Source organism: Thermosynechococcus sp., from assembly GCF_025999095.1.
Classification (GTDB): Bacteria; Cyanobacteriota; Cyanobacteriia; order Thermosynechococcales; family Thermosynechococcaceae; genus Thermosynechococcus.
Genome location: NZ_AP024678.1, coordinates 1,131,001 through 1,154,787 on the forward strand (window position 1 = coordinate 1,131,001; position 23,787 = coordinate 1,154,787).

Here is a 23,787-nt window from a genome sequence, read left to right on the forward strand (position 1 = left end):
GGCAATCAAGGGTCAATCGTAGCTAAGACGATAGTGGAGATAAACCTCATTGCCCACTGGCAAGACATTAAGAAGCTTCAACCTGCCGGCGAAGGGGCTCTCCTTTGGATAGAGGCTAGGGGCTGCCGATCCAAGGAGGAGTGGGCAGAGGGTCAACCACAATTCATCAATGGCAGCGATTTGTAACAGGGAAGCGAAAAGCTGTCCGCCCCCCAACACGGCCAAGGTTTGCACACCAGAGGCTTGAAGGTGGGCAAAAGCCTGGGGCCAATCAATCTCCTCTCCCCCAGCGCACCAACAGTAATCAAAGGCAGTGGCTCCTTGCCAGCGGCTGGCGCCCTTCTCGGTCGTCAGTAGAGCACGGGGAATCGGCTGGCGAAAGAAGGGAAGATTGAGGTCTAGTTCACCCCTAGCAGAGCAGACAATTTGCAAGGGTTGGGGCGATCGCCCTTGGTGTTCGCGCTCAGCAATTAAATGGGGAGACTGAAGGCGCATCGCTGTTCCCCCCAAACGCAGGGTTGTTGCCCCAAAGAGGACTGCATCCACCTGTGCCACCTGCTGTTCCAGGTGCTGAAAGTCATAGGCCGAGGCAATGCGCTGGCCTGGGGCATCGGCGTGAGCAAGGCAGCCATCTAAACTACTGGCCAAAATTGCAGTCGTGTAGGGGCGAGGAATTGAGGCGGACTGGCTCAAGGAATCATCACTTTTTCATTCGGTTGCGCAGGAGTCTCATTGAGCAATTCTAGCCGTTGCTGGCTGGCAGGATCACGCGGGAAAAAATTATCTCCCCCCTCTTGCACCAATAACTCACTACAGGGGATCGTATCCGAGAGAATGGCACTTGCCATCATGCTGCTGTGAACTTCCAGTTGTCCTGCCCGCGGCGATTCAAACACCAGTCGTTGCCCCGGGAAAACCACCCGCTCGAAATACCAGTTGGCAATATTTGTAATGCGTACCACCTGAATTTTGCTAGTGGCATTGACATAACAGCAGAGGATGCGATCGCAACTATCGCTGGGGACGGGATCAAAGATTTGCGGCATAGGGAGTAAGGGTTTGTTATAGAACATGTCTTTACCCTTGTTAGCCTAACATTGCCAATTCGATGCAGTTGTAAACTCAACTACAGGATCGACAGTTGATCCCTTCCTTGAATTACCGTGATCCCCTGCTGGAAAGGCGTAAATGTGTTAAAAACTAAACAGCTATAGAGATTTATTAAGAATTTAGCGTTTCCATAGATCTTGTCTTGGGCTAGCCTATGTCGCCGCGTGTCCTCTACGTCCGTCTCCCCTGCAATCCCATTTTTCCCATTGGTGTTGTCTATCTTGCAGACTATATCCATAAGCAATTACCAAGCATTGAGCAACGGATTTTTGATCTGGGAACGGTGCCGCCCCTCGATTTTCGGCGTGCCCTCGCCCAAGTCATTGATGAGTTTCGACCCACCCATCTGGTTTTTTCTTGGCGAGATATTCAAATCTATGCCCCAGTGGGCGGACGGGGGGGCAATCCCCTGCAACATGCCTTTGAGGTCTATTACGCTCGCAATCCTTTGGTGAAGCTGCGCGGAGCGATCGGGGGTCTGCGGGTGATGAGTGCCTACTATGGTGAACTCTGGCGCAACCTCAACTTAATCCGCTTGGGACTCCACCATGCCAAGCGTCACCATCCGGAAGTCACGACCATTGTCGGTGGTGGCGCGGTGAGCGTCTTCTATGAACAGTTGGGTTCTCAACTGCCCAAAGGCACCATTGTTTCCGTTGGCGAAGGGGAAACGCTGCTGCACAAAGTCCTAACGAACCAACCCATTTCCGGGGAGCGCTGCTACATTGCGGGTGTTGAGCGGCCCCGCGATCGCCTCATTCACGAATGGCCAACCCCCATCGAAAAAACCGCCTGCAACTACGACTACATTGAAACCATTTGGCCAGAATTCGAGTATTACCTTCAGGGGGGCGACTTTTATATTGGGGTGCAAACCAAGCGGGGCTGCCCCCACAACTGTTGCTATTGCGTCTATACCGTGGTTGAAGGCAAACAGGTGCGCATCAACCCTGCCGCGGAAGTGGTAGCAGAAATGCGCCAGCTCTACGATCGCGGTGTGCGCAACTTTTGGTTCACCGATGCCCAATTTATCCCCGCTCGCAAATTTATCCCCGATGCGATCGCCCTGCTGCGGGCAATCCTCAAAGCAGGCATGAATGATATTCACTGGGCAGCCTACATCCGCGCCGACAACCTCACCCCCGAGCTGTGTGAGCTCATGGTGCAAACGGGGATGAACTACTTTGAAATTGGCATTACCAGTGGCTCCCAAGAACTGGTGCGGAAAATGCGCATGGGCTACAACCTGCGAACGGTGCTGCAAAACTGCCGTGATTTGAAAGCTGCAGGGTTCAACGCCCTTGTCTCTGTGAATTATTCCTTCAATGTCATTGATGAGCGCCCCGCTACCATTGCCCAGACCATTGCCTACCACCGCGAACTGGAACGCATCTTTGGTGCAGACAACGTTGAGCCAGCCATTTTTTTCATTGGTCTGCAACCCCACACCCACCTTGAGGAATATGCCCTCGAGCGCGGCATTTTGCGTCCCGGCTACAACCCTATGAGCCTGATGCCGTGGACGGCCAAGAAACTGCTTTGGAACCCTGAACCCATGGGATCTCTCTTTGGGGAAGTGTGCCTCGCGGCTTGGCGCCTCAATCCCAGTGACTTTGGCCGCACCGTGATGGATCTGCTGGAGGAGCGCTTTGGCCGTGCCCCTTTGGAGGAGGCCCTATCTGCTCCTCTTGAGGAACGTCCTTTGGTACATCGTTAAAAAAAGCGAAATAAAATGACCATTCCCCCTTAGAATGTTTCCTAGATCATTTCTGGCCATGAGTTAGTAAACAGAGGAAGGGATCAGGTGGTTAGAGTCGCTATCAATGGTTTTGGGCGCATCGGTCGGAACTTCATGCGTTGCTGGTTACAGCGGAAAGCCAATAGCAAGCTAGAGATTGTAGGCATCAACGATACCTCCGATCCCCGCACCAATGCCCATTTGCTCAAGTATGACTCGATGTTGGGCATTTTCCATGATGCCGAAATCACTGCTGACGATGACTGCATCTATGCCGGCGACCACGCGGTCAAATGCGTTTCCGATCGCAACCCCGAAAATCTGCCTTGGAGTGCCTGGGGGATTGATCTGGTCATTGAAGCCACAGGAGTCTTTACCAGCCGCGAGGGGGCAAGCAAACACCTGAGCGCCGGTGCAAAAAAAGTCCTGATCACTGCACCTGGCAAAGGCAACATTCCAACCTATGTAGTGGGGGTAAATCATCACACCTACGATCCCAGTGAGGATATCGTCAGCAATGCCAGTTGTACCACCAACTGCCTAGCCCCCATTGTCAAAGTGCTCCATGAGACCTTTGGCATTCAGTACGGCATGATGACGACAACCCACAGCTACACCGGGGATCAACGCCTGCTCGATGCCAGTCACCGCGACCTGCGGCGGGCACGGGCAGCTGCTATGAACATTGTCCCCACCTCCACGGGGGCCGCCAAGGCCGTAGGCTTGGTGATTCCTGAGTTACAAGGGAAGCTCAACGGGATTGCCCTGCGGGTACCTACCCCCAATGTTTCTGTGGTGGATTTTGTGGCTCAAGTGGAAAAACCGACCATTGCTGAGCAAGTGAACCAAGTAATTAAGGAAGCCTCAGAAACCACCATGAAGGGGATTATCCACTACAGTGAACTGGAGCTGGTGTCCTCGGACTATCGGGGTCACAACGCCTCCGCGATTTTGGATGCATCCCTCACGATGGTGATGGGGAACAACCTTGTCAAAGTCGTGGCTTGGTACGATAACGAGTGGGGCTACAGCCAGCGGGTTCTGGATTTGGCAGAGCACATGGCGGCGCACTGGGCTTAATCGTTTTAGGAATTGGTTCGCAACTCACGATGCAAGACAAATCAATGTTAATGATTCCGGGTCCGACGCCGGTGCCGGAGTCTGTGCTTCTATCCCTCAGCAAGCATCCCATTGGCCATCGCAGCGGTGACTTTAGCGAGATCATGGCGGCGGTGACGGCGGGATTAAAGTGGTTGCATCAAACCACCAATGATGTCCTCATTTTGGCGGCCAGTGGCACAGGGGCCATGGAGGCTGGGATCATTAACTTTCTCAGTGCCGGCGATCGCGTCCTTGTGGGCTGTAACGGCAAATTTGGCGATCGCTGGGCAGAGCTCTGTGAGGCCTACAGCCTAAAAACGCAGCGCATCACTGCCCCTTGGGGACAGCCCCTCAACCCCGAGGACTTCAAAGCCGCCCTTGAGGCAGACACGGCTAAAACCATCAAAGCGGTGATTATCACCCACAGCGAAACTTCAACGGGGGTGATCAACGACTTAGAAGCGATTAACCGCCATGTCAAAGCCCACGGCCAAGCCCTAATCATTGTGGATGCCGTCACCAGTCTTGGCGCTGTGAATGTGCCAATTGATGAGTGGGGGCTGGATGTGGTTGGTTCTGGCTCCCAAAAGGGCTACATGATTCCACCGGGCTTAGGTTTTGTCAGTGTTAGTGCCAAGGCTTGGGAAGCCTACAAAAGCGCAACGCTGCCCAAGTTCTATCTTGACCTTGGCAAATACCGCAAAGACGCTGCCAAGAACACAACCCCCTTTACGCCACCGGTGAATCTAATCTTTGCGCTGAAGACAGCGCTGGAGATGATGCAGTCAGAGGGGTTAGAGAATATCTTTGCTCGCCACCAGCGCTTGATGCAGGCCACCCGTGCGGCCATGAAGGCACTCAACCTGCCCCTCTATGCGCCGGATCACTGCGCTAGTCCCGCCATTACCGCCGTGGCACCCCAAGGGGTAGAGGCTGAGAAGATTCGCAGCCTCATGAAAAAACGCTTTGACATTGCCCTAGCGGGGGGGCAAGATCACCTGAAAGGGCAAATTTTCCGAGTGGGGCACTTGGGCTTTGTTAGCGATCGCGATATTTTGGCAGCTATCAGTGCCCTCGAAGCCGTGCTTGGGGAATTGGGCTACGGTAACTTTAGCCCTGGCGCTGGGGTAGCTGCCGCCAGTCGTGTATTGACCCCCGCCTAAGGGATGGAGCCTTGGTTACAGCCACTGGCAGTCGAGCAGGCACGGCGCATTTGCGTCAGTTTTCAGCGATGGACGGGGCGATCGCTCCTCCCCAATCCGGCTGAGGATGACTTGGAACTAGCAGAGCAACTGTTCCATTGGTCCCAACCTGTTCTATCCCATGGGAGTGGGGCAGAGCCAATTCTCAATTACGGTAACCAAGCTGCCCTTACCCTCTGGGAATGTCCTTGGACAGAATGGGTACAGCTTCCCTCCCGCTTTACGGCTGAACCGATGGCTCAAGCTGAACGGGCCGCCCTGCTTGCCGAAGCCGCCCGCCAAGGGTATGCCAGTAACTACAGCGGCATTCGTATCTCCCGCACGGGGCGACGGTTTCGCATTGACAATGCTTGCATCTGGACAGTTCTAGATGGGGCAGGCAATCCAGTGGGACAAGCCGCCACCTTTGATCACTGGCAGTTTCTGTAGGATTGATTTAACCAATTCTACTTTTCATCGAGCCCGTCACATCACCTATGAAACAACTCTTTCGCCATTGGTTGGAGCAGGTGCAAGCCTTCCGCTACCATCGCCGCACCCCAGAAAGCCTCGATCAATTGACCCGGGTGCTTAATGCGGAATCCTGTTTGAGTGTTCCCTACCTCTTCTTGATTGTCAGCTCCTGCGCGATCGCCACCTTTGGGCTATTGGCGAATAGTGCGGCGGTGATTATTGGAGCAATGATCATTGCCCCCTTGATGGCACCCATTCGCGGGCTTGCCTTTGCCTCTTTAAGTGGGAATATCAGACTCTTTCGAGAGGCCACTGTCGCTCTAGGCACGGGTACCTTAGTTGCTGTTGGCATGTCATGGCTCATTGGCCTGTTTGTGCGTCTTGAAGTCTACGGGAGTGAAATTATGGCTCGCTCCCAACCTACGCTTCTTGATCTTGGTATTGCTGTCGTGGCCGGTGCTGTGAGTGCTTACGCGATCGCCGAGCCTCGGATTTCCAATACCCTAGCCGGAACTGCCATTGCGGTTGCCCTGATGCCACCAGTGTGCACGATTGGTCTAGGGCTAGCCCAAGGGAATGCCCGCCTGACCCTGGGGGCAATCCTGCTGTATCTCACCAATCTGCTGGGCATTGCCCTTGCCTGTATGGTTCTGTTTGTTATCACTGGCTACATTCCCCTCCACCGCAGTCGCCGTCCACTACTCATTGCTGGGGCCTTAACAGCTGTTTTAGTCGTACCGCTGGCAATTAGTTTTAGTCGCCTTCTGCAACAGGCACGCCTCCAGTATCAGGTACGGCAAGCGCTGGTGCGGGGTACGCTCACGTTTCAGCAACTAGATTTACTAAGTAGCGAGACCGACTGGGTCAGTAATCCACCGATTGTGCGCCTGAATGTGCGGGCCCGTGAACCGGTGACACCCAAGCAAGTCAGGCTTATGGAAGAGTTTATCCATCAGCGCATGGGTCGCCCTTTTCGCTTAGTCCTACAGGTGTCCAGTGTTCAAGAAGTAACCGCAGAAGAGTCAACGCCCTAGTTTTTTGAGCGTCAAGCGAAAATGTTAAACTATTGGGACTCCACCGTCATTTCAGTTTCATCTGCTCTTTGTCAACGCTGCCTATTCACGCATGAGTGACTTTCTTCCCTACGCCTACCTCAAGGGTCAATTTGTGCCCTTTGAAGAAGCCAAAATTTCCGTGGCCACCCATGCCCTCCACTATGGAACAGCCGCTTTAGGCGGCTTGCGTGGTCTTCCCAATCCTGCTAATTCAAAGGAAATTCTCCTTTTCCGTCTTGAGGATCACTGTCGGCGCCTCAGTCGCAGTGCCCATTATCTGGGCTATGAATTGCCAACCAGTGACATTAAAGCAAGAATCATTGAGTGGGTACAGAAAAATCAACCCAGCGTGCCTTTCTATATTCGGCCCTTGGTTTATACCTCCGGGTTGGGAATTGCACCCCGGCTCCACGATATTGAAAAGGATTTTCTCATTTACGGCATGCCCCTTGGAGATTATCTTTCAGCCACTGGTGTTACCTGTCGTATTAGTTCTTGGCAGCGGCAGTGCGATCGCTCCTTTCCCCTGCGGGGCAAACTCACCACCTCCTATATTGTTTCTGCCTTGGCCAAGACAGAAGCAGTCTCCTCTGGCTTTGATGAGGCGATTCTGCTCAACGATCAAGGGAAAGTCTGTGAAGCGTCGGGGATGAATCTCTTCTTGGTGCGGGATGGGCAACTGATTACGCCGAGCGTGGATCAGGATATTCTTGAGGGGATTACCCGCCGCAGTGTCATTGAACTGGCGCAAGCAGCCGGTGTCAAGGTGATGGAGCGACCCGTGGATCGCACGGAACTGTTGATTGCGGATGAGGTCTTTTTAACCGGCACGGCTGCCCGAATTGTGCCCGTGAGCCGTATTGAGACCTACACTCTGCCTAGCGATCGCCCCCTGACGCGCCAACTCCAACAGCAATTGCAGGCGATTGTGGAAGGCCGCGAGCCGCAGTATCGCCACTGGATTGATGTCATTCCCCTCTAGCCAAAGCGGCTGTGGTGCGTTGGTGTGAGATACTTGCACAGGCTCACTTCTGTGCCTTTGGCGTTCCAATACACCTCATCAAAGATGGCATAGATTAGAAATAAGCCGCGGCCACATTCACAGTCCTCGGCGGGCAATAATTCATCGGCCGTTTTAGAAACATGACTGGGGGGAGAAAAGCCCTCCCCCTGATCGGTAATCACCCACCAGCATTCCCCTGGGAAAAGGGTATAGCGCACGAAAACCAGCTTTTCGGGATTGAGTTGATTGCCGTGGCGAGCCGCATTAACGAGAGCTTCTTGGAGGCCTAGCCTAATTTCGTCTTTGTATTGGGGGGGAAGATCACTGATGAGAATCTCTAGGATGGGTTGGAGAAAAAGTGTTGAGGGAAATGCTAGGGTTTGCCACTGAGGCGCAACGTACATTAACGTCATAGACGGCATAACCCGCAACGGATGACTGGGCAGCGGGAGACAGATCCGAGACTGGTGAGAGTCATTGGCGGATAACCGAATCCCTCTACCTTTAGCTTAGCAAGGGACTTATTGCCAGCACAACCGCCGTTGGACTGGCCAGTCCTTGAGAGGTTAATGCAGGCGATCGCCAAAATAGCGGCGGTAAAGATCACAGCGCACCTTAGCCAAATTCCCCTCTAGGGTAATCAGTCCCAAACTGTGGAGCTTAAAGCCAAGGGTGCTATCAACGACACTGCCGTCGTCTGCTTGCAGAATCTTCCTAAAGGCGGGTACCAGGTCTTTCTGCTGCTGGAGATGCCACCACTGTCGCCGCAGATGATCTCGATATAACCCCGTTTCTGAGGCGGCATTGGCCATTAGCTCCTGCCAGGTGAGGTCTTGGCGGGCGAGATGATAAAGACTCAGACGAATCAGGTAGGGATGCCCCCCCACCAAGTGCTGAAGGTCTTGAAGCTGCCCTTCTAACAGACGCAGGCCGTGAAGGCGGCACAACTCAGCAATTTGTTCTTGGGTGAATTCCGGCAGATCGATGGCTAAGCCGACGTTAAAGGGAGATTGGTTAATATCCAGGGGAATGTAAACCTCGGTGCCATGAACGACAATTAGACGGAGGTTGCGCCAAATATCGCGGTTTTTGCCCTCTTCATGCCATGCCCGCAACAGGCCAAAGAAGTCACTGGCCACCTCCGGATATTCAAACACCCGATCCACTTCGTCTAGGCCGAGAACAAGGGGGCGACTCTCAAATTGGGTCCCCGGTTTCTGGCAATTGGGTAAGAGATACTCCTCAAAATAGGCAGTGCAGTTATATTTACTGCCAAAAATGTCATCCCAATACTCATTGAGGCGGTTTTCTAGTCCTAGGCGCCGTCCAACACTGGCACAGAGCCAACGCAGTAGTTTTTCCAAGTCACTGAAGACTTGGGCATCCGCCAGTTGGAAACTGAGCGGAACAGTACCATAGCCCTCTTGGGTGGCGCGGTATAGCAGCCGTGCCATGAGTGAGGTTTTGCCCATTTGGCGGGGAGCTTTGATGCGAATCAGGGAGCCGGGTTGCAAGAGGGTTTCCCGACAACGCTGCTCAATAGGAGGCCGCTCAATATAAAACGCTGAGGCCACTTCCACTTGCCCTTCCGGCAGTTCTGGCTCAGCCACGGGAACAGGGGCACCATCACCAACCAACGTATTCCTTGGATCGGGTTCAGCAATGGTTTCTTGGGGGGTCTCGCTACTGGTGGCCACAGGGGCAGTGGTTGCATTCACCAAGTCGAGAATTTCTTGCAGCAGGGTGTCCGTATCCGCTGGCGATCGCCAGAAGCGCTGTTGCAGGCGATGCAGGTAGCCCCGCAACTCATAGTTCAAGGGCATATCCAGCGGAAAATTGACCCGCACAGGCAAGATAAAGGGACGGCGATCGCGCCGTTGGGCTTGCAACTGTTTGATGGTGCGGACTTCCTCAAGCACCATTTCACTTTGAGCTGCCGTTGGCGAGAGCAACAGAACAAAAAAATCACACTGTTTGAGCTCCTGATCAATCCGCTGTGCCCATCCCTCCCCGAGACGGATACTTTGGCTAGCCAGAAAGGGTTGGTGACCCGCCTTTTGCAACGCCTCTTGGAGCGCACTTGCCAAGTGCAAATCGGTGCCGTGACTGGAGTGACTGATAAAAATACGGTGACCTTGGTTGGGAAGGGCGGCGGTGGCTGCCGGTGGCGAGGACACCGGTTTGGGTTCGGTGGCGTTGGGGGGTAGTGTCGAAACAGGGGGTAGTGGACGGGGGGGCACTGTAGAAGCTTGCCCAGCCACCTTGGGCGATCGCCACAGGTCTTGAACGGGAGTTCTGAGAAATTGGCCAAGGCGAAACCAAAAGGATTTGGGCAGCTCTACTTGTTGCAGGCTGGCAAGGGCATCGGCAGCCGTAGCAAAGCGTTCATAGGGAGAAGGGTGAATGAGCTTATTGACAAACTGCACTAGGCGATCGCTCACCGGTTCAGTGGCTTGCCAACACCAACAGCCGTAGGGGTTTTGGGTGAGTTGCAGGGGACTCAACCCCGTTAATGCCTGTACAGCCACCATTCCCAAGGAATAGAGATCGCTGGCCGGGCGGGGCCGTCCTTGGGCTTGCTCTGGTGCCATATACCCCGGTGTGCCAATGGCGATCGTCTGCGGATTCGCATCTCCCACTAAGGTGCCGCCGCCAATGGAGACCCCCATTTCCTTCACAGCACCAAAATCAATGAGGACCAAGCGGTGATCCAACTGGCGACGAATTAAGTTATCGGGTTTAATATCACGGTGGATGACACCACATTCATGCACAAAGCTGAGAACTGCGAGGGCATCTTGGAGCAGCTCAATCACCCGTGCCTCTGACCATGCACAGCCCGGCACCAATTCCTGCCGTAGGACTTGACCCTCAATGAAGTCTTGGACAAGGTAAAACTCGTTGTCCTCCTCAAAGTAGGCAAGGAGGCGGGGGATTTGGTCATGAGTGCCCAGCCGCTCTAGAATTTGGGCCTCGCGCTGAAAGAGCGATCGCGCCAAAGGGAGAAAGGCCGCATCCCTGCGGGCCGGGCGCAGGTATTTGACAACACACTTGGCCCGAATGGGCCGATGAACATCCTCTGCCAGAAACGTTTGGCCAAAGTTCCCAGCTCCCAAGACTCGAATGAGTTTATAGCGCCCGCCAAGGGTTTTGCCAATCATGATAATTGTTTTTTTACCGGCGTCTCCTCGTTGATATATCTTGGCACAGCCCTTTGTCGCTCCACCATCAGAGTGCCCCCAGGGGGTATTCGGCGGTAAAGATCGCATACAGCACAGGTGACAGGAAAACCACCCTGGCACTCCCAGACATTGCAAAGGAAAAGATAAAAGGACTCGATGCCGTTACCGCAGGATAATGACTAGACTGATGACGAGGCTCCGTAGGAAACAGCCCACACGCCCAATGGCATCGGCTGGGAAAGCTCAAAGGCCTCCCTTGAGCGATCGCCCTGGGGACAGGATTTCCTCAAATTTCCCAAAGAACTAGGTCGGTACCTTGGGGGATGGATGCTTGTATTTTACACCTGTCCCTAGGGGAAAGCAGGCGTTATAGCGTTAGCGGAATAATTCGACCAAAAAGGCCGAGGCTCCAGATGGTTTGAATCGGCAGTTCAGTTACAAAGAGGGTGGCAACGCCAAGGTTATAGGCTTGGGTGTTGTAGGCAATGTAGCGTTCAATGTCTTGTGCTGGGCGGGATTCGAGTTGGTCGCAGACTTCCAAAGCCACCATAGCTAGCCCGCGATTGCGATGGATGATCTCTGGGCACACCTGAGTCAAAAGGAAGGTATTGATTTCCGTTGCGGTATGGCGTTGATAGTCGGCAGGGGTGGGATTGGTGAGGCAGGCCGCAATAATCCCCAACAGCAAGAAGGCACCACCGCCACACCAGAGAGGGCGTGCCATGATTTGGGAAAGCAGAGGCACTTTCATGGGAGGATTCTCTATGCTATGCTAGGAAACTAGCTTAAGAGGCATGGCGAGCGTAGCCAAGTGGTTAAGGCAGTGGATTGTGGTTCCACCATTCGTGGGTTCGAGTCCCATCGCTCGCCCTCTATTCTAGTGGATGGTGTACCGAGCGGGTGTGTCTGTGGCACAACGGCTACTGTGGGGATGTCTTGTACTGTTGTTGAGTCTGCTGTTGGTTGCCTGTGGCGGTGAGGGATCGCGCCAAGGGGATCACAGTCTTGTCATTGGCACCACGGCGCGCCTGCGCACCCTCGACCCCGCTGATGCCTACGAAAACTTGGCGGGCCTGCTTCTGTTCAATTTGGGCGATCGCCTCTATACTTACAACGGCAAAGACCTTATTCCCCAGCTGGCCACTGCCTTACCCGAAGTGAGCGAAGATGGCCTCACCTACCGCATTCCCCTACGGCGGGGGGTTTACTTCCACGATGGTACGCCCTTTAATGCTGCGGCCATGGCCTTTTCCCTGCAGCGATTTATGAATAGTGGTGGCCAGCCCGCCTCCCTGCTTGCAGGACGCGTCAAAGAAATTAAGGCGATCGCAGAGGACTTGCTGGAAATTCGCCTTAAGGAACCCTTCGTGGCGTTTCCCCATTTGTTGGCCTTTAGTGGCTTGTGTGCCGTTTCTCCTACGGCCTACAGAGCGGCCGGCGATCGCTTCTTGCCGACCCAATTTGTGGGCACAGGCCCTTACCGCCTAGCGGCCTACAGGACGGATGGGGTGCGCCTTGAACCCTTTGCTGACTATTGGGGCACCAAACCCGAAAATGCTGGCATTCGCGTCCAAATCTTCTCCAGTAGTGCCAATCTCTACAATGCCTTTCGCACGGGGGCAGTGGATGTGGCAATCGGTGCGCTCGATCCCAATCAAATTCGCGCCCTCAAGACGCAAGCGTCAACAAAGCACTGGCAGGTAATGACGGGGGCAGGCAACGCTGTGACCGTCCTGAGTATCAATGTGCGCCAACCCCCTTGGGATCAATTGGCGGCGCGGCAGGTTTTGGCGGCGAGTGTCAATCGTCAGCGCCTGGTGGAACGAGTCTTTTTGGGGGAAGCAGAACCCCTGTACTCCCTAGTCCCAAGTTTATTTCCTGTGAGTGAGCCCGTCTTTCGCGATCGCTATGGAGACGGCAATTCTAAGCAAATAGAGCACTGGTTGCAGAACACGACTATTTCACCGCAGCAGCCCTTGGTGGTGAACCTTTGGTACCGTGCCAATGTTCCCAGTAATGTCTTGGCAGCAACGGTTCTGAAAGCCTCCCTAGAGCGGGATTTGGGCGATCGCGTTCAGGTGCAACTAGACAGTGCCGATGCCGCCACGATCTACCGCAATTTAGACAGTGGAGCCTATCCCTTGGTCTTGCTCGACTGGTACGGTGATTTCTACGATGCCGATAACTACCTTGAACCCTTCCTGAGTTGCGATCGCGGTTCCCTAGCCACCGGCTGTGAAAGGGGTGCCAGTGCTGCGTGGGGGTCATTTTTCTACAGTCCTGAGGCCAATGACCTCATTGTTGCCAGTCGCCGTGAGGCCAATCCCCAACGCCGCGGCGCACTCCTGCGTCAGCTTCAGGAACTCAATGCTGAGGCCGTGGCCTTTTTGCCCCTGTGGCAGAGTCAAACCACTCTCTTTGCCCAACCCCAGTTGCGGGGGTTAGCCCTTGATGTCAACCAGCTCTTTGCCTTTGCCCCCCTGCGGAAGGATCAATGACTCCCCGAAAGCAACGCTTGGATAGTCTTCTTGTGGAGCGGCAGCTGTGTGAGAGCCGCCAACAGGCACAACGCTGGATTCGTGCTGGCGCAGTTCAAGTCAACCATATTCCCATTGATAAGCCGGGGACGCTGGTGGCTGTGGATGCCACCATTCAGGTGAAAGCAAAACCCGCCTATGTTTCGCGGGGGGGTGAAAAGCTCGCCCATGCCCTAGGGGTCTTTCCGGTGGTGGTGCGCGATCGCGTGTGTTTGGATGGCGGTATTTCCACAGGCGGCTTTACGGATTGTCTGCTGCAGGCGGGCGCCCAATTGGTCTATGGCATTGATGTGGGCTATGGCCAAGTGGATTGGAAGCTGCGCCAAGACCCGCGCCTGATTCTCAGGGAACGTACCAATCTGCGTTATCTAACCCCCGCTGATCTGTACACCGACGATGGCCCCCGACCCGATCTGGGGGTGGTGGATGTCTCCTTTATTTCCTTGACTAAAGTGCTCCCTGCCCTGTGGGAGTTGCTACTGCCGCCGCGGGAGCTAATTGCTTTGATTAAGCCGCAATTTGAAGTGGGGCGCGATCGCGTGGGCAAACAGGGTGTGGTGCGCGAGGCCCAGGCGCGTCAGGAGGCGGTAGAGCAGGTCAAGGCAGCGGCGGTGGCTTTGGGCTGGCAGTGCTACGGCGTGACCCCCTCACCGATTTTGGGACCGGCGGGTAACCAGGAGTTTTTGGCCTACTTTTTTGGCCCCTAATCTCCCGCTCTGGGGGTGGTACTTAAAATCAAAACCGTTATGAGTATGATATAGTGGGCATAGCTGCTAAAAGTTAACAAATGTAAACAGCAGTGTTTACCGGTCTTAGTTAGGAGGCTTTCTATGTCTGAGTGTCTGCGCGTCGGTCAACCCGCCCCCGATTTTGAAGCGGTTGCTGTTTATGACCAAGAGTTCAAAACCATCAAGCTTTCGGACTATCGCGGTAAGTACGTTGTTCTTTTCTTTTATCCCTTGGACTTTACCTTTGTCTGCCCTACGGAAATTGTTGCCTTTAGCGATCGCTACGATGAATTTGCCAAATTGAACACCGAAATCCTTGGCGTGTCCGTGGATAGCCAGTTCTCCCACTTGGCCTGGACGCAAATGGATCGCAAAGCCGGCGGTGTCGGCGATCTCAAATATCCCTTGGTGTCTGACCTGAAAAAAGAAATCAGCACTGCCTACAATGTGCTGACCGAAGAAGGAGTGGCCCTGCGCGGTCTGTTCATCATTGACAAAGAAGGCATTATCCAGCACGCCACTATCAATAACTTAGCCTTTGGCCGCAGCGTTGATGAGACCCTGCGGGTGCTGCAAGCGATTCAATACGTTCAAACCCACCCCGATGAAGTCTGCCCTGCCGGCTGGCAACCCGGTGACAAAACCATGAATCCCGATCCTGTCAAATCTAAAGTCTACTTTGAAGCAGTGGGCTAATGGCCCCTCTTTCTCAGACTGATCCTTTGGGAACCTGCCCTGGGGGTGGGTTCTTTTTTTTACTTCCCCAAGAGAACGGTCAAAAGGTTAGGGTGGAACAGGAGGCCTTTTGCCGAATAGGGAGGCAAACATGACGGTTGATCGCCGCCTGATGCAGGCTGTAGACACACTGGGGTACCGAGTTACCGCAGGGGATGTGGCGGGTACAGTGGGATTACCGCTACAAACGGCTGAAAGAGGATTAATGGCCTTGGCGGCCGATGTCGGGGGAACGCTGCAAGTGGCCGAAAGCGGTGACATTGTCTACGTCTTCCCGAGAAATTTTCGCAGTATCCTGCAAGCAAAATACTGGCAACTGCGCCTACGGGCGGTCGCGCAGCGGGTTTGGGGCATTGTTTTCTATCTTATTCGCATTTCCTTTGGCATTTTCCTCATTATTTCGATTGTCCTGATTTTTCTGGCGATCGCCCTCATTTTGATTGCCCTGTCCAGTCAGGGGCGTGACGGTGACGATCGCGGCCAAGAGAGCTCTTGGAGGGGCGGGGGCATCAACTTTTGGGTCTTTCCTGACGTTTGGTATTTCTTTGGCGATCCTGCTCCTGAGCGATCGCGCCCCCCATCCAGGGACAACGGCGAAGAAATGAACTTCTTTGAGGGGGTCTATTCCTTCCTCTTTGGCGATGGCAACCCCAATGCTGACCTTGAAGAACGCCGCTGGCAACTGATTGGCCAGGTCATCCGCAACAATGGCGGGGCGGTTACGGCAGAGCAAATTGCCCCCTATCTCGATTTAGAAACCAATCCGGGAGACGATGAGTGGTACATGCTGCCCGTGCTCACCCACTTTAATGGTCGCCCGCAGGTTACGCAGACAGGGCAAATTATCTATTGCTTTCCTGAGTTACAAACGACGGCTCAAACTCGCCAACGGCAACAGCAGACACTGCCCCCCATCTTGGAGGAGCAGCTCTGGCGCTTTAGTCGGGCACCCGCTTGGCAAATTATGGTGGCCATTGGCTTGGGCTGTGTCAATCTCATCGGTGCACTGATGCTGTGGTACCTGCTGGGAGATGGGGCGATCGCCCAAGAGCTGGGGGGACTAGTGGCCTTTGTCGCCTCGATCTTTTGGATTTTACTTGGCTATGGCATTGGCTTTTTGGGGATTCCCTTGGGGCGGTACTACTGGTTACTGTGGCAAAATCAACGCATTCGCGATCGCAATGCCCGCCGCTACCACTGGGCTAATCTCTTGGCCCATCCCACACCCCAGTTGCGTGCCAAATTACGAGCCGCTCAAACCTATGCCCAGCAGCGGCAAATCCGCGAACAGGATGTCATCTATCGCTCCGATCAAGACTTGGTGGAGCAGGAGTTGGCCCAATCGGAAGCCATTGATCGCGAGTGGTTACGGCGCCTAGAATCGGAGTAGCCCATGGCTCCATCCGCGTTACGCTCGGCAGCGGCCAGCGGCGATCTCAGGGCCATTCAAGCCCTTCTAGAGGCGGCCCTTGCCCCTAAGGGGATAGGGGTCACAGTGGGTCAGCAGCGAGAATCGCTCCTGTTGCGCCTTCAGTGTCCAACGGCTGTCCCGGCGGCAATTGTGCTAACGCTACTTGCGCGCGAACTGATCCAGTGGCCAAGCTATGCCCACAGTAGTCTCCTGATCACCGCCTGCCACAACAGCAACGACCTCTGGGAAGCGGTGCTTGATCTGACCCGTCCCCATGAGTTACTGCGCCTTGCCAAGGGGGAGCACCTGCGTCAGCAGCTCCCCACCCCTCGCCGCCGGGAGGAGTTTGGCATTCCCGTACAACCCCTCAGCACCCAAGATTGGCAAGTGATCGCAGCAGGGTTGGGTCTATCGCTTTTGCTCCTTGCGTCAGCGCAGGTGACATTTTTGCTCAGTCCGCTAATTACCCTTGTTCACGAGCTGGGGCATGCAGTGACGGCGTGGCTCTTTGGCTATCCAGCGGTTCCGGCCTTTGACTTTCGCTACGGTGGTGGCGTCACCCTCCATGGCGATCGCGCAGGGGGTCTTGTCCTGCTCATCTATACAGGATTATTGGCCTTGGCCTATTTCTACCGTCAAAATCGGCTTACCCTGATTTGCCTTGGGGTCTTGACGCTGCTCTACAGCCTTGTGGCCTTTAGTCCTGTTCATGAAATGCTCTTTGTGGCCATGGGGCATGGCTTTGAACTGATTTTTGCCGTGATTTTTCTTTACCGTGCCCTGAGTGGGTGGGGGTGCCGCTACCCCATTGAACGTCCCCTCTACGGTATGGTGGGGTTTTTCATTGTGTTTTTTAATATGCGCTTTGCTTGGCAGTTGCAGTTTGATCCGGTGTTTCGGGAGATGTACCTCATGGGTAAGGGGGGCATTGATCACGACTTGGTTCGCCTGGCCCGCGACTTTTTCCATACCGACTTGGCGACGGTGGTCGGCCTGTATGGCTTTTTTGTGATTCTGACACCGGCGATCGCCTTCCTGCTCTATCGTTATCGCCAGCGGATGCTGTACCTATTGATTCGCCTCTTTTTCGCTGAGGGCTAGGGGCTACCCCCCTTGACCACCCTAGCAGGAGTCAAACTGGGGGAAGATAGAAATGGTCAACCATTGGGAATTGCTCAAAAATGTCCCTAACCCCTGGGGCGATCGCTCCCCCCTTTGAACTGGCGGATGCCACTGGTCAGCTGGTGCGTTTGGCTGACTTTCAAGGTCAGTGGGTGATTCTCTATTTCTATCCCCGTGACAATACCCCTGGCTGCACCAAAGAAGCCTGCGCCTACCGTGAGGTGAGTGCCACTTTGGGCGATCGCAACGTCGTTATCTTAGGCATCAGCCCCGACAGTGTCGCCTCCCACGCCAAATTCCAGCAAAAGCTTGACTTGCCCTTTCGGCTCCTGGCAGATGGGGATGCCAAGGTTGCCCAGGCCTACGGCAGCTATGGCCCGAAAAAGTTCCTGGGCAAGGAATATCTGGGTGTCTATCGGGATACGTTTCTCATCGATCCCACGGGTAGAATTGCCGCCATTTATCGGCGGGTCAAACCCGATGCCCACGTGGCGCAAGTGCTAGCGGATCTGGAGCGGCTGCAAGGGTGAGTGGGTTTTGGCGAGTTCTAGGCTTTTTCCTGGAGCGATTCTGGCGGCGTCCCTTTGTGGCGGTGTCAGTCATTGCCTTGACCGCAAGCGATCACCTGATTTTGGTGCAACGCTGCGATACCGGTCAATGGTCGCTGCCCGGGGGGATGATGGATTGGGGAGAAACCATTCTGGAGACGGGCGCCCGCGAGCTGGCAGAAGAAACAGGGCTGCGCCTCCAGAGCTTTGAAGGCCTAGTGGGCGTTTACTCTGACCCGAAGCGGGATCCCCGTGTCCATGCCGTGTGTATTGCGATCGCTGCCCGGGTGGATGGTGAGCCGCAGGTGTTGGACGTCAAGGAAGTGCGGGCAGTACAAGCTTTTCCCCTGAGTGACCTTCCTTTAGCCGATTTAGCCCACGACCATGCCCAACAGTTAGAGGACTATTTGAATGGACATCTAGGGTTGACCTAGGCACTCGCGAAAATTCTCCAAGATTGGGCGCCGCTTCCAAACAATGAGCAGCGAAAAGTAGGGCAGGGTTAACTCTGGATAGTTTGTCAGGGGGGTGTAGATTTCTTGTTTAGGCGTTGTTGCCCAGCTCACCACTGCCGCCTGTTCCAAGAGGTTATGTTCCTTGAGCCAATGCCAGACGGCGCCATAAACCGATCGCACCTTCATTAAAACCACCACCTCTGCCCATGCCCATACCCGTGGGAGCTCATCCCCGTGGTACATCGCTGGCAAAATCGCTAGGCGCTCCCTCCCCGAGGTCAGGGGCACCCCTAAACTGGCCGCTGCTGCCAAGGGCGAGCAAACTCCCGGAATCACCTCAAGGGCAATATGGGGGTCAAGGTTCTGGACGGCTGCTGCTAGATAGGAAAACGTACTGTAGAAACTGACATCTCCCTCAGACACAAAGACCACATCAGTGCCCTGAGCAAGGTATGCATAGACTTGAGCGGCTGCCTTTTGCCATGCCCGTTTTAAGATATCTGGCTCAAGAACATAGGGGAACTCGAGGGGAAGGTAAATTTGCTGGGGTTGTTTGTAGGGAGAAATAATCTCCTCGGCAATACCGCGCCGTTTCTGTAGCCCCGCCGGAAAAGCAATCACCCTTGCTTGTTGTAGGCGTCGCCAACCTTTAAGGGTAATGAGTTCGGGATCGCCAGGTCCTATGCCAATGCCGCAAAGAGTGGTCACTAGCCCCATCCCCACCAGCGCCCGAGTTGATACACACTGCCACTGACGACCCACGCCATTGCCAAGGCATAGAGGATAGCAAAAATCGTAAACTGCTTGCGTTTGGATTCACTCCAGAGGGTGGCAAGGGTGCTGAGACAGGGGGTGTACAGGAGAGTAAAAAGCATAAAGCTGTAGGCCTGCAGCGGGGTCAAGTCCTGGGCGATCGCTTGCTGTAGGGAGGTACCCGAAAGGTGATAGATAACTGCCAACGCGCCAATGACAATCTCCTTGGCCACAAAGCCGACAATGAGAGCAATTGTCAGTTCAGGTGTAATGCCCGCCGGTGCTAAAAGCGGTTGTAGCGCTGTTCCCAGTTGGCCGGCCCAGGTCTCTGGGCTGGCGGGCGTTGCATTCAAGGGCAAATGGGTCAATGCCCACACCACCAAGACACCGATCATAATGAAGCCCGTTGCCCGCGAGAGAAAGTGCCGCACCTCGCCCCACGCCCGCAGGAGCACCTGTTGTGCCGTCGGCCAACGATAGGGGGGCAGCTCCAGCAAAAAGGGATCTGTATTCGGGAAATAGCCTTGAAAACAGAGGGCAGTAAACAAGGCTGCAAGGATGCTCCAACCATAGAGGGACAGCAGGACAGCTGCCCCCCACTGTGGTGGAAACAAGCAGGCAATGAGAAAGACAAACACCTGTAGCCGTGCTGAACAGAGGGAAAAGGGAATGATCAGCATTGTCAGCAGCCGCAGCCCCGGCGAGCGAATAATCCGGGTGGCCATCAGGGCCGGGACATTGCAGCCAAAGCCCATCAAGCTGAGAACAAAACTGCGGCCATCCAAACCCAAGCGTGCCATTAAGCCATCCATGAGATAAGCAGCACGGGCCAGGTAGCCACTGTCCTCGACGATCGCCATCACAATAAAGAAGATGGTTACTAAGGGCACAAAGGCTGCCACTGTGGTCATGCCGCCATAGAGGCCCTCAATCAGCAAACTGCTGAGCAGGGGGGGAAGCCCGGCGAACAGTGGCGCCAGCACCTGTCCCTGAAAGGCTTCAAAGGTATCACTGAGCCAGCCTTGAAGCCCTAGACCCAGTACCCACACCCCTTGAAAGACAAGGTATAGCCCCACAAAAAAGAGGGGCAGTCCCCACAGGGGGTGCAGCAACCAGTGATCCAATTGCTCTGTTAGTCTGCGAACGGTGCGACTGGGGAAAGTGACGCTGTCCGCCAATAGGGGGGCGATCGCCCCCGCCTCAAGCTCTGGCAACGTTGGCTGGAGGAGCGGGGTTTGGGGAATCGGTGCTACCTTGAGAGCATGGCAAATAGTTTCGTAGGCCTCCCAATAGCCACCACCGTATTTGGCACTGAGAGCAACGACGGGCACCCCCAGACGATCGCTCAACTTCTCAGTATCAATCTGAATCCCCAGTTGCCGAGCTTCATCAACCATATTCAAAAGCACCACCATGGGTAGGCCCCAGGCCTTCACCTGAAGGGCTAAGCGCAATTGATGCTGAATCTGACTGGCATTGAGAATCACCAACACCAACCGCACCGGCACGCGTTGGAAAAACTCCCGCACAATGGTTTCATCGGCAGCTGTCCCCGCTAGATCGTAGATGCCCGGTAAATCCACCAGCTTAACCCTCTCACCATTGAGGAAAATCTCCGCTTCTGTTAAGTCCACGGTAATCCCCGGCCAGTTGCCCACATGGGCACGGGCAGCAGCAATGCGATTAAAAAATGTCGATTTACCAGTGTTGGGAAGGCCGAGAAGCGGGATCGTGCTGGGGGTCATTGGCGTGGCTGTGAGGATTGCAGTTCGAAGGTACCGGTGTCGCCATTATTTAGGGGAATGAGCAGACGACTGAGGAAGCGGCCATCCTCTAACTTATACATGTCAAGGCTGTAGCCTAGGCGTTGACAAAGATGGCAGCAAATTTTGAGGTGGCGCCCGGGGGGCTGATCAAGGCTAGAGGGAGCAAGCCAGTCAAGATGTTCCAGTTGGTGCAGTTTAATGAGCAACTGTGGCGCCACTTCCCCATTGTCGGTAATGGAGAGTTCCAGCCAAGACGCCATTTTTCCCCCCTGACCCCTGCCTTCAATTTGCTGACACCAAATGTCAATGCGACCTTGGGAGGGCGATCGCTGGCAGGCAAAAAGCAGCAATTCATAGAGGATTAACTCCAGCTTGCTAAGGTCGCCATTGAGGGTGAGTACGGGTTGATTGTGAACTTGAATCCACAGTTGTTTGCGCTGCTTCCAGTTTTCAATGCGATCCATCACTCGCTTGAGGACTACCGCTAGGCCTGCTGTCTGGGTGGCTTTGTCCAGTTGCCACACCTCATGGTTCAAGAGGGGATGGAGAGACTCCAGCTGGGTTTGCAGGAGCGTGCCCAACCGCCGCAGCAGGGGATCTGCCTCGGGGTGCTGCTGAAGCCATTGCGTCAACTGATGGCCGAGATTCGCAAGTTGGCCATAGACCTGTTCCAGGTGACGGTGTTTGTACCAGTTGAGGGTTTCAAGGGTTTGCCAGCCTTGGGTGAGCATCTGAATGAGGCAGGTGCTGCGGTGTGCCCAAGCTAAATGGTTGACAAGGGTAATGAACGCCTCTAGGTGCAAGGTTGACCAGAGGCGATCGCGGTGATCGGCAACAATCAGCACTCCCGAAGGTTCATATTCTGGATCAGCGCGCAGGGCGATCGCCAAAATCTGGCCAATCTCTGGCCCTGACAGCCACTCACGGGTATGGGGATCCAGTTCAGCGGCCGTGGTTTGAATCAACCAAGCGTAGGGATTACTATTGACATCCGCTTGGGAGGCCATCAGGGCACTGTGGATCAAGGGATCCTCGTAGATGGCAATCTCAGTGTCGTTGCGAATGGCAAACTTGGCATGGCTGGGGGGCGGTGCCACAATCGAGCCAACGGTCTGACCGGGTCGCCAAGTCACTAAAGCCACAAGGGGCACCTGCATCAAATTCATGAGCTGCTGCAAGCCCGTCAGTTCAAGACGCTCGAGATTTTGGGTGCGTTGCAGTGCCCTTAACCCCGCCAACATTGCCGATCGCACCTGCTCCTGCTGCGTATTGGTGTTTTGCAGTTGCCACTGATGGCTAATCAGGCCAAGGATGCGAGCCACCTCCTGCACAAGAGTTTGCTGACTTTTGCCCCAAACGGTGGGTTCAGTGCGCCCCGCCAGCAGCAGCGCCTCCAAGGAATGGCCAGGGGTAGTGGTTGCCACCAGAAGGGAGCGGATATTCAGCTTGCCGAGGACCTCTTTCCAAGAGTAAAGGCGCAATTCATTGCTGTAGTCCTCCAGGGCAATGGCTGTGGTTGCAGTTTCCAGAAGCTGCCAATCCATTTTTGGTAATGGCGGGAAGGGTGGATGGCGATCGCGCCCGCGGGGAGCCGGATACTGAAACAGCACATCAAAGGCTTGGGTCAGGGAGTTATAGGTCAGCAAAAAGACCCACTGCGCCTCTAGCTCCGCCGCTAACTTTTCACTCGCACGGTGGAGCGCCCGCCGCCAGTCCTGCTCATCACAAATGGCCTGGGCTATCTCACTGACAAGGCTTTGGGCCTGTTGGGTCTGTGCCAAGAGATGTTCCAGGCGTTCAGTGGGGGCTGCCAAGGCCAATAGCTCGGCGGTGACTTGCAGAAGTTTCTTCTCGCTGTCGTTCCAAGGATAAGGCTCATTGCGCTCCAATGTGAGAAAGCCCACGACATCGGTGCCCACCAGAATCGGGGCTACCAGAAGAGCACGGCAGTTGAGCATTTGCATCAGCCGCAAGGGAGCGGTGGCACTGACCACACTTTGACTATCGCTGATGCTCACGATTTGGCCACTGGCAAGGGCAGTATAACAACCTGCTAACTCCTGCTGCGTAATCGCTAGGGGTTGCCGCTGGCTCTCGCGGCTCTGGGGTTTACCAACGGTGTAACTACGCCGCCGATAGAGGGGTTGCTCCAAATCCCGCCAAAAGAGGCTGGTCCGTTGAGGTTGACAAAATTGGTGTACTGCCAGCAACAGGGCTTCAATCCGTTGGCCGAAGCTATGGGCACGGCTGGCCTCCTGGAGCAGATGGCGTATGGGGTCATCACTGGTCATCGTGGGAGCAGCCGCTTGCTTTGCTTCTGGTACCGCTTTCGTTACTTTGGTCGCTGTTAGGCGTTCCAGTTCCGAGCCAAGGGCACTGACTAGCAGGCTCATGTGGGCCAAATCATCCCCCCGCAGCGTATCGCCCCACGTGGTGGAGCCAATGATAAGAATGCCAAGGGGTTGACGATGGCGGACAATGGGATAGATAGCGGTGCCTTGAATGCCCAAACGGCTGGCGGCGTCCCGTAATTCTCCTAGGCGAGGTTCCTCCTTAAGACTGGGCAAACTAATGGGCTTGCGGTTCATCAACACCTGATCGAGAAGGCTGCCCGCAGCAAGGAGCAGTTTCTGTTTGAGAAAGGGATGATCACCGACGGGCGTTGTTCCCCCTTGGCCAATGAGTTGTTTGGCGCCTTCATTGTACAGCCCCAACCAGACAAAGGACATGCCGAGGGTCTCTTGGGCAAAGCTCACCAAGGGAGCAATGAGTCCCCCAATTTGCTCTTGCTGCTGTAACTGTTTGATGGTGTTGACCAGTGCCGCCAAAGGGGGGCTGACCTTCGAGGATTTCGCAGAGGTCATAGGGGCGATCGCAACCGAGAAGGA

At 54.9% G+C, this 23,787-nt stretch carries 21 protein-coding genes and 1 tRNA gene; 14 read left to right on the forward strand and 8 right to left on the reverse strand.

The features are described 5' to 3' along the window. Window positions 1–12: 12 nt before the first annotated feature. Together Q0W94_RS05560 and Q0W94_RS05565 are read right to left on the reverse strand one after the other, a co-directional pair. Window positions 13–693, reverse strand: a complete 681-nt coding sequence (locus Q0W94_RS05560) for a RibD family protein (RefSeq protein ID WP_297762124.1) — start codon at window positions 691–693, stop codon at window positions 13–15. Continuing rightward, entirely contained in the window at window positions 690–1,046 is a 357-nt protein-coding gene (locus tag Q0W94_RS05565) for a DUF1830 domain-containing protein (RefSeq protein ID WP_297762371.1), read from the reverse strand. Before Q0W94_RS05565 ends, Q0W94_RS05560 begins: the two co-directional genes overlap by 4 nt. Before the next feature lie 218 nt (window positions 1,047–1,264). Here Q0W94_RS05565 and Q0W94_RS05570 point away from each other — a divergent pair, with 218 nt between their 5' ends. The 6 genes from Q0W94_RS05570 (at window position 1,265) to Q0W94_RS05595 (ending at window position 7,641) form a co-directional block, all read left to right on the forward strand. After that, window positions 1,265–2,827: a photosystem II high light acclimation radical SAM protein gene (locus Q0W94_RS05570; protein WP_297762126.1), complete on the forward strand. Its 1,563-nt coding sequence runs from the start codon at window positions 1,265–1,267 to the stop codon at window positions 2,825–2,827. A gap of 87 nt (window positions 2,828–2,914) precedes the next feature. Further along, window positions 2,915–3,928 carry a type I glyceraldehyde-3-phosphate dehydrogenase gene (locus Q0W94_RS05575; RefSeq protein ID WP_297762128.1) on the forward strand — a complete coding sequence of 338 codons (1,014 nt, stop codon included), beginning with the start codon at window positions 2,915–2,917 and terminating at the stop codon, window positions 3,926–3,928. Between the two features lie 29 nt (window positions 3,929–3,957). Then, window positions 3,958–5,112 (forward strand): alanine--glyoxylate aminotransferase family protein, encoded by a 1,155-nt coding sequence (locus tag Q0W94_RS05580; protein ID WP_297762130.1) that lies wholly within the window; start codon window positions 3,958–3,960, stop codon window positions 5,110–5,112. 3 nt (window positions 5,113–5,115) lie between these two features. Next, complete coding sequence (locus Q0W94_RS05585) at window positions 5,116–5,580, forward strand: MEKHLA domain-containing protein (RefSeq protein ID WP_297762131.1); 465 nt, start codon at window positions 5,116–5,118, stop codon at window positions 5,578–5,580. Between the two features lie 47 nt (window positions 5,581–5,627). After that, window positions 5,628–6,638 (forward strand): DUF389 domain-containing protein, encoded by a 1,011-nt coding sequence (locus Q0W94_RS05590; RefSeq protein WP_297762132.1) that lies wholly within the window; start codon window positions 5,628–5,630, stop codon window positions 6,636–6,638. Window positions 6,639–6,729: 91 nt separating this feature from the next. Then, on the forward strand, window positions 6,730–7,641 hold the full coding sequence (locus Q0W94_RS05595) for a branched-chain amino acid transaminase (protein WP_297762134.1): 912 nt from the start codon (window positions 6,730–6,732) through the stop codon (window positions 7,639–7,641). Here Q0W94_RS05595 and Q0W94_RS05600 read toward each other — a convergent pair. From Q0W94_RS05600 to Q0W94_RS05610, 3 genes are all read right to left on the reverse strand, one after another. Further along, complete coding sequence (locus tag Q0W94_RS05600) at window positions 7,638–8,066, reverse strand: ATP-binding protein (protein ID WP_297762136.1); 429 nt, start codon at window positions 8,064–8,066, stop codon at window positions 7,638–7,640. The genes Q0W94_RS05595 and Q0W94_RS05600 overlap by 4 nt on opposite strands. Window positions 8,067–8,228: 162 nt before the next feature. Continuing rightward, entirely contained in the window at window positions 8,229–10,823 is a 2,595-nt protein-coding gene (locus Q0W94_RS05605) for an AAA-like domain-containing protein (RefSeq protein ID WP_297762138.1), read from the reverse strand. 388 nt (window positions 10,824–11,211) lie between these two features. After that, on the reverse strand, window positions 11,212–11,595 hold the full coding sequence (locus tag Q0W94_RS05610) for a DUF4359 domain-containing protein (protein WP_297762140.1): 384 nt from the start codon (window positions 11,593–11,595) through the stop codon (window positions 11,212–11,214). Window positions 11,596–11,641: 46 nt separating this feature from the next. On the opposite strand from Q0W94_RS05610, the gene Q0W94_RS05615 reads away from it, so the two are divergent. From Q0W94_RS05615 to Q0W94_RS05650, 8 genes are all read left to right on the forward strand, one after another. Then, a tRNA-His gene (locus Q0W94_RS05615) sits at window positions 11,642–11,714 on the forward strand. Between the two features lie 14 nt (window positions 11,715–11,728). Then, on the forward strand, window positions 11,729–13,342 hold the full coding sequence (locus Q0W94_RS05620; protein ID WP_399372321.1) for an ABC transporter substrate-binding protein: 1,614 nt from the start codon (window positions 11,729–11,731) through the stop codon (window positions 13,340–13,342). Beyond that, window positions 13,339–14,088, forward strand: a complete 750-nt coding sequence (locus tag Q0W94_RS05625) for a TlyA family RNA methyltransferase (RefSeq protein ID WP_297762144.1) — start codon at window positions 13,339–13,341, stop codon at window positions 14,086–14,088. Before Q0W94_RS05620 ends, Q0W94_RS05625 begins: the two co-directional genes overlap by 4 nt. 123 nt (window positions 14,089–14,211) lie before the next feature. Next, entirely contained in the window at window positions 14,212–14,805 is a 594-nt protein-coding gene (locus Q0W94_RS05630) for a peroxiredoxin (RefSeq protein WP_297762146.1), read from the forward strand. Window positions 14,806–14,935: 130 nt separating this feature from the next. After that, complete coding sequence (locus Q0W94_RS05635) at window positions 14,936–16,234, forward strand: hypothetical protein (RefSeq protein ID WP_297762148.1); 1,299 nt, start codon at window positions 14,936–14,938, stop codon at window positions 16,232–16,234. Between the two features lie 3 nt (window positions 16,235–16,237). Further along, window positions 16,238–17,356 (forward strand): hypothetical protein, encoded by a 1,119-nt coding sequence (locus Q0W94_RS05640; protein ID WP_297762150.1) that lies wholly within the window; start codon window positions 16,238–16,240, stop codon window positions 17,354–17,356. An 80-nt stretch (window positions 17,357–17,436) separates the two neighbouring features. After that, window positions 17,437–17,907, forward strand: coding sequence for a thioredoxin-dependent thiol peroxidase (bcp, locus tag Q0W94_RS05645; protein WP_297762152.1), 471 nt, complete (start codon window positions 17,437–17,439; stop codon window positions 17,905–17,907). Continuing rightward, a complete protein-coding gene (locus Q0W94_RS05650; RefSeq protein ID WP_297762154.1) occupies window positions 17,904–18,359 on the forward strand; it encodes an NUDIX hydrolase in 456 nt (151 codons plus the stop codon). The genes bcp and Q0W94_RS05650 overlap by 4 nt, the downstream gene beginning before the upstream one ends. Here the strand turns inward: Q0W94_RS05650 and Q0W94_RS05655 are convergent. Genes Q0W94_RS05655 through Q0W94_RS05665 form a run of 3 tightly spaced genes read right to left on the reverse strand, consistent with a single transcriptional unit; the run spans window position 18,345 to window position 23,763 of the window. Further along, window positions 18,345–19,097 carry a precorrin-2 C(20)-methyltransferase gene (locus tag Q0W94_RS05655; RefSeq protein ID WP_297762373.1) on the reverse strand — a complete coding sequence of 251 codons (753 nt, stop codon included), beginning with the start codon at window positions 19,095–19,097 and terminating at the stop codon, window positions 18,345–18,347. The genes Q0W94_RS05650 and Q0W94_RS05655 overlap by 15 nt on opposite strands. After that, window positions 19,088–20,878 (reverse strand): ferrous iron transport protein B, encoded by a 1,791-nt coding sequence (gene feoB, locus Q0W94_RS05660; protein ID WP_297762156.1) that lies wholly within the window; start codon window positions 20,876–20,878, stop codon window positions 19,088–19,090. The genes Q0W94_RS05655 and feoB overlap by 10 nt, the downstream gene beginning before the upstream one ends. Further along, window positions 20,875–23,763, reverse strand: a complete 2,889-nt coding sequence (locus tag Q0W94_RS05665) for a GAF domain-containing protein (protein WP_297762159.1) — start codon at window positions 23,761–23,763, stop codon at window positions 20,875–20,877. The genes feoB and Q0W94_RS05665 overlap by 4 nt, the downstream gene beginning before the upstream one ends. Window positions 23,764–23,787: the final 24 nt, after the last annotated feature.